The 13,028-nt window shown below is 41.3% G+C and carries 15 protein-coding genes; all 15 read right to left on the bottom strand.

Annotated elements, in window-relative coordinates; translation table 11 throughout:
* Nucleotides 1-10: 10 nt before the first annotated feature.
* Nucleotides 11-1,018, bottom strand: coding sequence for a C40 family peptidase (locus tag PGZ10_RS06970; protein WP_118381321.1), 1,008 nt, complete (start codon nucleotides 1,016-1,018; stop codon nucleotides 11-13).
* Nucleotides 1,015-3,225 (bottom strand): CD3337/EF1877 family mobilome membrane protein, encoded by a 2,211-nt coding sequence (locus tag PGZ10_RS06965; RefSeq protein ID WP_119223719.1) that lies wholly within the window; start codon nucleotides 3,223-3,225, stop codon nucleotides 1,015-1,017. The genes PGZ10_RS06970 and PGZ10_RS06965 overlap by 4 nt, the downstream gene beginning before the upstream one ends.
* On the bottom strand, nucleotides 3,225-5,675 hold the full coding sequence (locus PGZ10_RS06960) for an ATP-binding protein (RefSeq protein WP_270540980.1): 2,451 nt from the start codon (nucleotides 5,673-5,675) through the stop codon (nucleotides 3,225-3,227). The genes PGZ10_RS06965 and PGZ10_RS06960 overlap by 1 nt, the downstream gene beginning before the upstream one ends.
* Nucleotides 5,653-6,051, bottom strand: coding sequence for a conjugal transfer protein (locus PGZ10_RS06955; RefSeq protein ID WP_003061368.1), 399 nt, complete (start codon nucleotides 6,049-6,051; stop codon nucleotides 5,653-5,655). Before PGZ10_RS06955 ends, PGZ10_RS06960 begins: the two co-directional genes overlap by 23 nt.
* Nucleotides 6,052-6,160: 109 nt before the next feature.
* A complete protein-coding gene (locus PGZ10_RS06950; protein WP_118381318.1) occupies nucleotides 6,161-6,664 on the bottom strand; it encodes an antirestriction protein ArdA in 504 nt (167 codons plus the stop codon).
* A 17-nt stretch (nucleotides 6,665-6,681) separates the two neighbouring features.
* Nucleotides 6,682-7,185, bottom strand: a complete 504-nt coding sequence (locus PGZ10_RS06945; protein ID WP_117441985.1) for an antirestriction protein ArdA — start codon at nucleotides 7,183-7,185, stop codon at nucleotides 6,682-6,684.
* On the bottom strand, nucleotides 7,104-7,400 hold the full coding sequence (locus PGZ10_RS06940) for a conjugal transfer protein (protein WP_117441986.1): 297 nt from the start codon (nucleotides 7,398-7,400) through the stop codon (nucleotides 7,104-7,106). The genes PGZ10_RS06945 and PGZ10_RS06940 overlap by 82 nt, the downstream gene beginning before the upstream one ends.
* A gap of 91 nt (nucleotides 7,401-7,491) precedes the next feature.
* Nucleotides 7,492-8,367, bottom strand: coding sequence for a hypothetical protein (locus PGZ10_RS06935; RefSeq protein WP_118381317.1), 876 nt, complete (start codon nucleotides 8,365-8,367; stop codon nucleotides 7,492-7,494).
* A 74-nt stretch (nucleotides 8,368-8,441) separates the two neighbouring features.
* Nucleotides 8,442-8,663, bottom strand: a complete 222-nt coding sequence (locus tag PGZ10_RS06930; protein ID WP_004843355.1) for a hypothetical protein — start codon at nucleotides 8,661-8,663, stop codon at nucleotides 8,442-8,444.
* Complete coding sequence (locus tag PGZ10_RS06925; protein WP_118010370.1) at nucleotides 8,664-8,798, bottom strand: DUF3789 domain-containing protein; 135 nt, start codon at nucleotides 8,796-8,798, stop codon at nucleotides 8,664-8,666. It lies immediately after the preceding gene.
* A 12-nt stretch (nucleotides 8,799-8,810) separates the two neighbouring features.
* Nucleotides 8,811-10,007, bottom strand: a complete 1,197-nt coding sequence (gene mobT, locus PGZ10_RS06920) for a MobT family relaxase (protein WP_009271891.1) — start codon at nucleotides 10,005-10,007, stop codon at nucleotides 8,811-8,813.
* A gap of 183 nt (nucleotides 10,008-10,190) precedes the next feature.
* A complete protein-coding gene (locus PGZ10_RS06915; RefSeq protein ID WP_117441989.1) occupies nucleotides 10,191-11,585 on the bottom strand; it encodes an FtsK/SpoIIIE domain-containing protein in 1,395 nt (464 codons plus the stop codon).
* Nucleotides 11,586-11,662: 77 nt separating this feature from the next.
* Nucleotides 11,663-12,214 (bottom strand): hypothetical protein, encoded by a 552-nt coding sequence (locus PGZ10_RS06910; protein WP_117441990.1) that lies wholly within the window; start codon nucleotides 12,212-12,214, stop codon nucleotides 11,663-11,665.
* 79 nt (nucleotides 12,215-12,293) lie between these two features.
* On the bottom strand, nucleotides 12,294-12,677 hold the full coding sequence (locus PGZ10_RS06905) for a YdcP family protein (RefSeq protein WP_118381315.1): 384 nt from the start codon (nucleotides 12,675-12,677) through the stop codon (nucleotides 12,294-12,296).
* A gap of 15 nt (nucleotides 12,678-12,692) precedes the next feature.
* Nucleotides 12,693-13,019: a YdcP family protein gene (locus tag PGZ10_RS06900; protein WP_270540979.1), complete on the bottom strand. Its 327-nt coding sequence runs from the start codon at nucleotides 13,017-13,019 to the stop codon at nucleotides 12,693-12,695.
* Nucleotides 13,020-13,028: the final 9 nt, after the last annotated feature.

Below are 13,028 nucleotides of genomic sequence, written 5' to 3'. Positions count from 1 at the left end.
CAAGTCCTTTCTATTGTTTTACTCGTCCTGCACCGATTAAGTGCTGTTGCCAGTAACTACTGCTTAGGTCTGCATATCCTATCGGGTCGCCTGCATGGTACATCTGTGTCGGCGAAACAAGAATACCGACGTGTGTTACATAACTTCCAGCGTTATAGGTGGAATGGAAAAATACCAAGTCCCCAGCCTTTGCCTGCGAGAGTGGAAGATGTTGGGTAGCGTCATACTGTGCCTGTGCCGTTCTCGGTAAAGAGATACCAGCTTTTCCATAGCACCATTGCACAAGTCCGCTACAATCAAAGGAAGTGTTCGGGTTACTGCCACCATACACATATTTCCAGCCTTGATATTTCAACGCTTCATTCATTACCTTTTGTGCCAGTTCTCCTGATACCTGCGGTACAGCTAAATACTGATTGACTAATTCCACATAGAACATATTTCCATAGCCATACCGCCAGCCCCCATTCTTCGCAACGGCTATCGGGTTCGTATAGGTTACTTTCTTTCCACCCGATTTCTCACGAGCGAAGCTCTCTGCAAGATTGTATGTATGTTTCTTTCCTTTTCCTGCCACATATCCCACATAGCCACCGCCATAGTTATAGGACTGTATCGCTACATTCAAATCGTCGATACCTTGATTTTTGCAGGAAGAAAGCAGGGACGCAAAATACTTACACCCCTGCTTGATTGAGCTTTCCGTATCTAAGGAATTAGGCGGTAAACCAAGACTTTCCGAACTCTGCATAACATCTTCTGCCGTACCGCCACTTTCTACTTGAATGATAGCAAGTAACACATTGACATACTCGGAAATGTTGTATTCTCTGGCGTACTTTTCTACCATAGGCTGATGTTTCAAGACTTCTGCGGATAAGTTCATACCCGTAATGCCAGAAGAAAAATTGCTGTTCTCGTCGTCGCTGTCCGCACTAATCAAAACACCAAAGAACAGCACCAGAGAAAAGAGGATAGGAAACAGACTGCCAATAATAGCGATATATTTCAGTTTCATTTTTTCTTCTGTCCTTTCTTCGTTACAAGATTACGGTTCTTTTCGGTATGTTCCGTTGTACGCTTTGATTGTTCAAAGGTCTGTGTCTTTGTAGTACGCTCTGCTTTGTAATTCTGTCGTGTTTCCCTTGATACCACTTTTTCTACATTCTGCCTATATACTGTCTGTGCAGGCTGGGTCGCTTTCTTATCAGAAGCACCAGAAGATAGCGGACGCTCTTTGAGAACATTTGTCTTGACTGGCTCGCTTGTTTTAGAAGTGGTCGCTGTGGCAGGGCGTTTAACTTCCTGCATTTTTTCCGCACTCGGTTTTGGAATAGTTGAAGCTGTGGCTGGTCGCTCATGGGGACGGGTAGCTCCCGTTGTCGCTGATCCGTCAGCCTTTCGCTGTGCCTGCCTTGCTTCTTGTGCCTTTTGAAGCTCCATACGCTTGTCAGCGATATTTTGTCTATGCTGTTCCTGCTTTTCCATACGTCCCGTCTGTCTGGACTGCTGTTCCTGCACCATGCCACGCTTGAAATCTGATACGCTGGACTTTGCCTTTTCCTTTGCGGAATATACCGCATAAGCGGTCTGTGTCGGCATATCCTTGATGTTTTCTTTGACAGCATTTGCCTTGTCTTTCACTTTATTTTTCGTGTCTAAGACAGCACCCACCTTTGAGCCTGCACGCTGTCCCATGCTGGACGTGGTATTGCCCCGATTTTTTTTAGAAGCGGTATTTTTTCTTTCAGCCCTTTTGCCAGCAACGGCACTTCCAGCCACCGCACCAGCGACACCGCCCGAAATACCGCCAGCACTTACCGCCCTTGCAATACGGTGTTCCATACGCCTAGCCCTATGTCGCATAAACAGATACGGTCTGCGGAAAATTCTTCGTCCCATGCTTTGACTGTCGTTAGCATTAAGCGAGAACATACTCATTAAGTCGCCCAGTTTCATATAGATACCAGCGAAACATACTATCTGCAAGAACGCCACCATGAAAAACGGATAGTCCGTGGAAATATTGTAAAACATACTGGAAATACTGAACGCTACCGTTACAATGAGCGTTATTCCTGCACGTGTCATTATGGTATTAAATACCCTCACGATTGCCTGCTTTGCCATGCTTTCATAGCTCGGTATCATGGAAAGTAAAAAGCTGATAGGTAAAAACATAGCGAATATAATAAAAAGTATCTGGCTGAACAACATCATGCCTGTAAGCAAGAATACAAATATCGTGATACCTAAGTTAAAGAACAGTAGGAAGAACACCATACCCAAACGGTTCACGACCTGCGGTATCGTCAGATTGTTGTTGTCGTTGTCTTCGATTTCTGTTTTCACGACTTCTTCTCTGGTTTTCCCGTCCTCGTCCTCTGGGCTTGCCGATACAAGAGCTTCGACACGGTCTGTCCCGATTTCCTCTGCATTGCTGTTACCGAATTGTAGAAGTAGCCACGGCTGTTCCACTTGAATAGAAAATAGGCTGTCCCGTATCAAGTCCACGCTGTCCTTACCCTCACTGTCGGAATTTGTGAGCATGATTTTTGTTCCCAAGTCCAAAGAAGCGGTACTAATATCACTTGAAAATTCATTTATCTTCTTGATGTAGTCGGGAGCGTAGGCAATAAACGAAGCGGACAGCACGAACACCACTACAAAGTTGATAACGGCGTGAAGTGCCTTACTTGTTTCTCTTTTTATCAGTCCCGTATAGGCAACATAAAGTCCCACCACTAAGATAATGAGAAGCAGGAAACCGACATAAAAGCCAGAACTGGAAAAACCGTTCTGTGTTACGCCTGCAAGGGTCTGTATGCTCTTTCCGATACTGTCTGCCATATCGTTGATGAAGTCCAGTTTATAGGCTTCCTGCACCACATAACCCGTGGCATTGCTTAAATAAAGGCTTATCGTCCAGACAAAGTTGGTAATGCAGTAAAGCCCGTACTGTACCGATTTTCCGATACCGTCCAGCCAGTTCCACGGAAGCCACGACCAGCTATTATCGACGAAAAAATCAAGCTGGTAGTTGGAAAGCGGATATTTAGAATAAAGATTTTCTGCGTTTATGGTATCGTCCACAAGCCCCGTCGCATGAGCCACCGTCCCCAGAAGTGAAAGCAGGATAAGGGAAAGTGCCACGACAAACAGAGCCATTTTGAGAAAGTGGAAAATCTTCTTTTTTGTGAACGCACCTTTTATCCTTTCTTTCATCACTCCACCTCATTTCTCTGTACGGGCGGTCTGGTATCAAAAGCGTGTAGCAGTTCTTCAAAGACTGGGTGTATCTGCACCACGCCGACACGCCCGTATAAGTCCTGCAATAAACATTGTCCGTTTTCCAAATCACGAAGCCGTTTCTGGTTGTTCTCGTCGTCCTTGTCGATACCGAAAAATTCTAAGGTCTGTTTTATCTCGTTGATGTCAGTAGAACGGAAAGCAAATTTTAAGCCGATATTATTTTTCAGACTTTCCTTTGACACGTCCCCAGAGGATTGTGTAACGAAATAAACACCTGCCTGCATAGCTCGTCCAGCACGAACCAGCTTGTTAGAAAGCGTTTCGCCTTGTGCCACATTTAAGAACGCCCACGCTTCGTCAAGGTCTACAATCTTAAAAATGCTTCTGTCCGAATGGATAAAATCAAGGGCAAAGGTACTAATCACAATCAGCATTGCCACCGACAATAATTCAATGGTCGTGTATTCCTCAAAGGTCGTGTCCTTATCTGGTAATACTAAGTCCGCTACTTGAATAATATTGAGCTGGTTATCCAGACTGATAGCATTTTCCACCGTACCGTCTGAAAACAGCAGGTGTGCAAAGTCGTAGTCCGTGAAGCTGTCGATATGGTCTGCGATATTTCTTGATATAGGCGTATCTTCACGGCGTAGCTCGTCTATCACATGAAGTAAGCCCCGACTGTCGCTTTGGGTAACGGAACGCACCGCCTTACGAAGTACGGGGAATTTTTCTCCGTCCCTTGAAGAAATACCCGTAAGGAATGTTAAGATGTCGATTGCCAGACTTTCAGCGTCTTTTACATTCTTCATAATCACAAACGGGTCAAGAAGTCCTGCATTGTCCTTGTCGCTGGTTAAGTTTACGATATTGATTTCATGGGCGATTTCTGGGAGCGTTTCTTTCCAGTTTCCACGCTCACTTTTAGGGTCTAAGATAACCGCTTGTCCCCCAAAGAGAACCGAATAATACACAAGAAGATTGTTGCAGAACGATTTCCCACCGCCAAGCGAACCGACAAAAGCAGAAGCTAAAGCGTTGGTAACTGTGCCTTTCACGCCTTGACTGGCAAGGGACGGTTGCAGGTACACATTTCTTCCCGTATCAACGGAATATCCCATATAGATACCCGTGTTTTCCCCTAACTGCTGTGTAGCACCAAAACCAAGCCCTGCTAGAAAATCTGATTTTACATACTGCACATAATCATTGATATATCGCTTGCTGGCTGGTAAAAATTCAGAATGAAGCCCCAGCATATCGCCAGCAGGACGCACCAGCTTTACATTGAGGTCGTCGTAAAAGTCCTTGACTTCATCACAACGGCGTTTTAATTCGTCCAAATCATCAGCACAGACACGCACCACATAAGAGAGCTTATACATACTTTCTTTTGTCTGGTCTAAGTCCGTTTCCAGCTCGTCCACGCTGTCTAATGCGTCCACCACATTTGAGCTGGTTTCACTTCCTGCTTGATAGGCGTGATTATCCAAATCTTTCAATTCCTTTTTCTTGTTGCGGACGGTCGTTAATGCTTTTCTGTTCTCCACAATTTCTACATTCATGCTCGTATCAACGGGGAATGTGAATTGCTGTTGCTGGAAATAGAAGATTTCAGACGACGGAAAATCAAGCTCTCCGACAATCGCATTGATGGTAAAGTAAGACACATAGCTTTCCTTATCCTCATGTTCCAATCGTAAATATCGCTGGCTTTCCTCAATCATACACCTTGTCGGACGGATAAGGTCGTAGTATTTTATCAGCGTTTCTTTCTTATAGTTCTTCTTTGGTAGCTGGTACTCATAATCTTCATAGGCGATACCGTCCCTGCCGTAAAGATGTTCCATGAGATACCCAAAATCATGGATTTCCAAGCGACGCACCTTAAAGCGACGGGAGATTTTATTTTCCAGTAACTTTTCCATTTTCATATAACGGTTGATTTCATCATTCGGCATGGAAACAAAATCATTCATCAGCGTGTGGTTCACTTCATGGAGAAACTCCGTAAATGTCAGCCACGCCGATTTTTTGATGTTCTTCAGATTGAGCTGTTCTTCCGTTACCATGAGCTTAAAGCCAAGAAAAAAGCGGTAGTCCACTTGATTGTCCCCAATCATTGATACTAACGCTTCGGTCTGTTCGTCTATCTTCTGATAGGCAACTTCCTTTAGTTTTCCAGTTACCAGTTTCTTTGACTGCTCCTGCATACTTCGTATGGAGCTTTCTGTGGCAATCTGCAAGGCATGAATTTTACCATCACGGGACTGTGCGATAAGTTGTCGAAAGCTGTCATGCACGATAAATTTCTGCTCTGCGGATAAGAAAGAATAGTTGTACGGTATCAGCTCATAGTAAGCGAACACCTCATTGTCCTTGTTCCAGACAAGGTTATTGTCAATATATTTTATCGGGAACATAGTTCACACTCCTTACTGCCGTGATTGTTTCATTCAATATCTGCTTATGCAGTTTTACGGCTTTTCCTGCATAAGTGATTTTAGGTCGCAACGCATAAGTTATCTGTGATTTCAAAAAGCTGTACGGCTTCTTTCCGTCAAAAGTTTTCTGCGACATAAACCAAGTGAGAGCAACGGGAATACCGAAATATTTGAGAAATGCTCCCTCAATCATGGAAAGAGGGGGAATATCCCCAAACAGAATGATGATAAATTCCGTAATCACAAACCATGTAATCTGTGTAAAGGTAACGGGAAAAGGTAAGTTAAAGTCATTGATTGCATACAAGACTTTTTCCACGTTCCAGATACCCGTATAAGATTTAATCTTTTTCAAGTTCTTTCAGCTCCTTTCAAAATAGAAAAGGACAGCCATGTTTCAGACTGTCCCTTAAAAGAGAAATACGCTGTCAGTAGCAACAATGCTTGTCGCTGATCTTCCAGCGTTAGTATGGTATCTCGCACATACCTCGGCTTGTTTCAATAAAGCAACCACCCATATCCAAATCTCGCCCGTAGGCTTCATAGTCAATGTAGTTCTGCAAGCTGGGTGGAATATCCCCTAGTGCCTGCAATTCGTCTATGTAGTAGTAGGCAACGTCTGTCATGGTTTCACAGCCGGGATAATAATAAATATCGTCCTTGTGTTCCACGACTTCTTCCAGCGTTCCGTAGTGGCTGATAAATTCGTCCAGACACTCTACGATATAGTCGGGAAGTTCCTCTATCATTTCATACATCTCATTGAGTTCTTCAATGGAAACATACTCGCCAATCGCAATGGGGAAGTTGTCGGTATCATGGATTGCGTATTCTTCATACTGTTCATTCAAACCGATCTTTTCTTTCACATCTTCCTCGTCAATAGGAAATGTGAACCATGCACCGACTAAATAGCCCTCATTGTATTTGCCAAGATTAGCAATGTAAACCGCCATATCATCAATCATAAGCACCACCTCATTTCCTACTCTGGCAGTTCAAAGATACCGTGTTCTGTTACTAAAAATTTCCCGTGTTCCTGCAAGTGAGAAGCATAGGCTTCAAAGTCAAAGTAGTATTCTTGACAGTCCTCGGATAAATGCTTGAACGTCGGGTCGTTCATCAGCTTTTGCCTTGCAACATCTATCATGCTTTTGCAGTCGGGATAAACGGTAATTACGTTCCTGCAAAGATAAAGTGCTTCTAAATTCTCAAACACCGTAAGTAGTGATACATATTCTTCCTGCATATCACTTGAAAGCTGGCGGTACATAAAATCTAATTCGTTGAGCTGGTACACGCTTGTATGTTCGTGGACTTCATCAGCATAAGGCAACACCTTTTCGATAATGCGGTAATCCCCACTTTCTGCACCGATACCTAACTTTTCTTCAAATTCGGCAACATCTATCGGCAGGTCGAACCAGTATGATGTTGTTTCTTCGCCAGTTGTTCCTTTCGTTTCCACCAGCACCCTTGTTTCCTGCATTGTTCCTCACGTCCTTTCTGTTGTTTCATCACATCTTTTAAGGTCTGGTACGACATACCAAACACATACTTTGAAAAATCTTCTAACTGTCTTTCTTCATAGTCAGCAAGGTTCAGCCGTTTCATTTCCTGCCACACCTTACGCTTGTAAGAGGGCAGGTCGGAAATGTATTCACAGCCGACTTTTGCCTGCATATCCTTAAAAATATCGCTCATTTCATCACTCCAATCCAATTTTAGGCAAGAAAAAAGCAGTCAATCCTAAGACTAACTGCTTTATAAATATGACTAATAGTTTTTCATTCAACTACTTATTCCAAAAATTTTTTATTTTATATAACCAAATTGCTTTTCGTACTTCTTTTTGAATTTTTCTCTGTTTTGCGTATTGAATTTCTTTTGGTTGTTTAAGTTCTTCTAAAATATCATATTGAGAATTATAAGTACGTACAAACAATTTTATATATGTAGGGTCATAGTTTAAATAATCTAATAATTCTTGCCAATAAGTTGCCATAAAACGCAAATCAATAAGATAATGAGGAAATCTATTCTCTATGCTTTTCAACATATTCTCATCATTATTAAGTTCATAGTTTTCGCATATCTCTTTGATTTCTGGATAGCCATTACGTATATTTGGTAACCTGTTTTTTATATTATTCACTATGTTTAAAAGTTTAAAGTTTAAATTAAGAAAAAAACATGACTGTAAAGATTCTATAAGTATATCATTATTTTCACATGATAGACTATATGCCATCATCTCAAAATCTACTTCATATTCTTTATAAAACTTATAATACATCAAACCATCTGCTATTTGTCTTTTAGAATAATCTTTTTCTTCACTTTTACTTGTCCTTTCAGGAATAGTATTTGAAATATTGCAATATTTCTCTATACCGTCATAAACATCTTGAATAATTTCATTACATCTAACATCTTTTTTTAACATTCTTTTACTGTACTGAACTTGAAAAAAGTAAATTACAATGACAGCTATAATACTACATAAAACACCACTAAAATAACTGTTGTTAATAACAGATAATATGCTTTCAATCCCAACACATGAAGTGAGTTCGGAGAATACTCCTATTTTAACAGCAATAGTGATAAGTAATATAAGACATATACTTGATATTACAAACATAACTTGTCGATACAAAGATTTCTTCAATTTTTTATCCTCCGTTAAATACTAAAACTATGTCTTATATTATAGCATTCGCATATTAGCACCACAATAAAAAATTATGCACCAATAATTTTATTGAACAGCTCTAACAGTACATCTTTCACACCGCCAGCATTGAACACCAAACCGACAGCAATTAAGGCAACTACCAAGAAGCCGATAAGTTTGGAAAACTCACGCTTGAACCCTAAGTAGATACCGATAACCACAATCGCCATAAGCACTAAGCTCTGTGCGTTTGATAAAAACCATTGATACAAATTGTTTCCGAAATTCATTTAATTGTCCTCGCTTTCTTTGATTTCTTTCATGTTTCTGTCAGCTTCTTTGCCGACATTCAAAATACACATCAAGACTACGCCGATACCCATTCCCATAGATACCAGCAGAAAGTCTTTTACTAATTCCAACATTTTTCATCACTCCTAACTTTCTACTAAATCTTTTGCAGGGGTCGTCTGCTGTTTGATTATCATTTCATGCTTTTCACTCAAGACTGCCTGCTTTTCAATCGTTTCCATGTAGTCTGTACCGTTTCCCTTATCAATCTTTTTCAGCATTTTCAAGGTCGGTGCTACCTGCCTTTGTACCCAACGCAATGTGCGGTCTAAGGTATAAGGCTCTGGCTTTGTCGTCAGTTTCAGACTTTGCCGATTATCGCCGATAAACCAAGCCCAGCGGTCATTGAGTTTCCAGTCATTTTTCCGCTTGTCTGGTTCTTCATCAACAAACCGCACATACTGGTTGATAATAGAAAAGGCGGTCTGTTCAGCGTCATAATACGTCAGCAAATCTCGTACTGCATAATAGGCTCGTTCATTTCTAAGCCGTATCTCAAAACGGTTGATAATGTCGGCTTCTTCCAGAGGTGTCCCCAGCTTGACGTACTGCTCATAGTCCTTTTCATAGACACAGAAATACACATCTGATTTCAGCGAACCAAGATAAAGGGTACGTCCCATATATTCTCTGTCGTCCTCTCTGTGCTTGATAAGCTCGCCCGACTGGTAAAACTTATAGCTTCTGGACTTTCCGATATATTCCCGTTTCCTGCATTTTTCCGCAAGCTCTGGAATATCCAAAATGCCCGTATGGTCGTTGATAGCTAGGTCGATACGCTTCATCACGCCCCCGTCTATGAGTGCATCCATGAGGAAGTCATACCAGCTTCTTTGCTGTGCCAGCAGGTAACTTTCAAACTGCCTGCAACCTCGCCCCTTTAACTCTAAAAGGACACCTTTTTCTTCGTCAGCCGACGTATAGATAAAGATGTCCCCTAATGAATAATGCTCCGTATAACTGTAACGTCCGTAATCTTCATGGAGCATATAATTGATATTCAGTTTTAATATATCTTTGATGATGTGCTGTATATCCAGCGTGGGAAAACGAATTTTCACATAATCAAACAGCATGGTAAGCGGTGCTTCTGGATTGAACCTTGCCAGTTCTTTATGCAGAGTTTCCAGAAGTTCTTTTGACGGCTTCATTTTTCCGCTTTCTATCTTGTTGAGATATTCCCTTGTGATACCAGAAGCCACCGCCAGCCTGCCTTGTGAGATACCGTAAGCAATCCGTTTCTCCCGTAATTCTTTTATCCATTGTTCTTCATTCAGAACCATACCCCCAATCTGTAAAGTGTGAAGTTTTTTAAGGCGACTTCACAACTGAATTTTGCAAGGAAATCATGCCAGAAGCCTTATGTTTCCTATGTTTTTTGTCTATTGTCTATTTGCAAACGTACCCCTCTGTTAGATACCGAGGGGTTTTACCTGCTGGCGTGGCTTACGCCACACCAGCAACGGCTAGTCCGTGCCGTCGCCTTTCGCTTCGCCCGTCGCCGTCCCGTCCTGCCTTGCTTGTGCAAGAGAGCCGATAGTCTGCAAAAAATCATGTCCTTTCGGGACTAAAGGCGTGTAAAACTCACTGATAACGCTTGTCCCCACATCACAATAACCACGTCCCTTGATACGCTTCTGAAAAAACTGCTTTTTCACATCTGAACCAAACAGCATACCGTAACCTAATTCGCTGATACGCCCCAAGCCCACACGGAAATTGAAGTTATCTCTGATACCGTCTGAAAAATACTTTGCGTCTGGACGCTGGCAGGCAACGATAAGGAAATAACCTGCTTGTCGCCCTAACATAACGATTTTCTTTAACTGGCTAAGTAGGCTCACGCTTTCTTTTGTCCCCAGCATTTCAAAAAATGCCACATATTCATCAAAGATAAGAAAGCAGGGTGGCAGTCCAAGATAGGCGTAATTTTCGCCCGTCTTATAGTTCGGGTGTCTCTTCATTTCCTCACTTCGCTGTACCATGCCCTCATAAAAGGCATTGACGCAATCAATCATTTCTTCTTTGGTGTGATACACATTTCCTATAACTGTCCCTAAGTCTGCAAGGTCAGCGTTCTTCGGGTCTAAGATATAAAGGACAGCGTTTGTATGCAGTAGGGCTTCAATGAGCGTCAGCAGAAAATAGGTTTTACCACCACCAGTCCCGCCAGCAATCAGAGCATGAGGAAGTGCGTCATATTCCCAGACAAGATTTTTCATCAGTCTAAGACAGCCGTTTTCTGCCCGTACTTCATCAATGGTAATGCGGTTCGCTATCATATCATAAAGCAGGGTATATTCGATATAGCCGTCATGCAGGTTCTTGTCGGTCAGCTCGCAATATAAGCCACTTTCCAATTTATCCTCTAACCGTAAAAGCTGGTCTTGATATTTTCCTAACGTGATTTCACAGCGGATATGAAGCAGTCCTTTTTCCATTTGATAGTAAATCTTCGGAAACCAGACGATTTTTTCCCTTGATCTGCTTTGCAGGTCAGTAAAAAAACCGCTGTCTTGTACGGTATCGGCTTCATACCACTTATTTTCCAGTACCATTCTTGCCAGCTTTTGACGGTGCAGGAGCTTCTTGAAACTGTCGTAACAGAAACGGTAATACAGAAAAGCGACCAATGCACAAACACCAGTCGCTATCAGTATGGTTATGAAGTTGTATGGGGAAAGCGTTAAGCCGTTTTCTAACAAGCTGAAATGCTCCCAATCGGTACACATGAGCTGTTTGATATTCAGTAGTAGGAGAACCGCCATGAATACAAACAGAAGTGTCCCTATGGAAAAGTGGTAGACAAGGTGCTTGTCGCTGGCTCTGACACGGTGTCCTTTGTTCCAAATCTTTTGCATAAATCAATCACTCCTTTCTGGGTACGAAAAAAGCAGTTAGACGTAATGACTAACCACTTTTTCTATAGACTTATTTCCTATGCTGTTATGTCTAATCGAATAGAAGAACTTTGTATTTTAAAGCCAAACTTTTCATAATAGTGATTTCTTCTATCTGCATGGTCATTATCAACTGATGAAAGACTTCCTTCAATCCATTTAATGTTATTTCTTTTTGCATATTTTATCAATGCTTTCATTGCAATTGTCCCATTTCCAACATCATTATCTTCCATTAGAACATCATCAATATGGATATATTTTTTTTGGAAAAATTCATCATCAGTTTTGTAAACATGAAATAAAATTCTAGGTAAATTTGTAATACCTTGATAACGTTCACCCAAGAGATAGATTGTATCATTATTCATTACAATAAAAAGCTCATCATCTTTTTTGTTTTTTTCCATTCCAATGATTTCTGCATTTGGAAACAAATAAAAGATACGTTCTACAATCCCATATTTCTTTTTGTTTTTCTCCATTTCACATTGAATTTGTTGCTGTTTTCTAAGAAAATGATTGTTCAAAATTTGAAATTCTTCTTCTAATTCCTTTTTAAAAATCATTCTACATAACCTTTTTTTCATCAAAACATCTACCTTTCTGTTATACTTATAAGGACATTATATCTTACTCAAATATCCTATACAACAAAGAGGAAACGAATTATTTTTTCGGCTGTCCCTGCGGTGTATGGTTCTGTGGACTGCCTGCGTTCTGATTGCCTTTATTCTTCAATATAATATCCTCTGCTTTTACATACCAGTCCACATCTGCACCCGTATAGGTTTTTCGTGATACAGTATCGGCTACGGGATTGACAAGTTCCACGACTGCATTGTAAGGAAATTCCCTTAACGGTACTTCTGGCGGTACAGACACGGGGATAATGCCACCATGCAGACTGCATTTTAAATCATAGATACGCTTTTTAAGCTGGCTACTCGGTGTTCCATCCTCATTCTGCAAGAACACATCACGCACCGCTGTAAATTTTAATTCTCCAAATGTTTTCTCTTTGTCAATAACAAACCCGTTTGATAATCTCATAAATTCTTCACTCCTTTACTTTTCTTCAACTGCTACAATATCATCAGCAACTAATACATAATCGGTATGTCCCATATCCCCGATTGCGTAACCTCTGCCGTATAACTTCGTATTGACAAGTTTTACTTTCTGCTCATACTTGAACTTCTTTTCGCCAGCCTGCACGGGAATTTCTACCACAACATTTTCGCCTTTCTGTACGTCGGAATAAAGGTTATAGCTTCGTCTGGCTAAGACCCTGCGATTATTTTTATCTCTTTCAAAGACTGGCTCGCTTTCGCCTGCAAATTCAAGAGTTCCAAAAGACTGTGCCATATCTGGCACGACATATTTCATTTCCATATTGTTTTA

This window comes from Coprococcus sp. AF102-57 (assembly GCF_027686195.1).
Classification (GTDB): domain Bacteria; phylum Bacillota; class Clostridia; order Lachnospirales; family Lachnospiraceae; genus Allocoprococcus; species Allocoprococcus comes.
The sequence above is the reverse complement of the archived record's forward strand: the minus strand, read 5'-3'. Positions and strand labels throughout refer to the sequence as shown.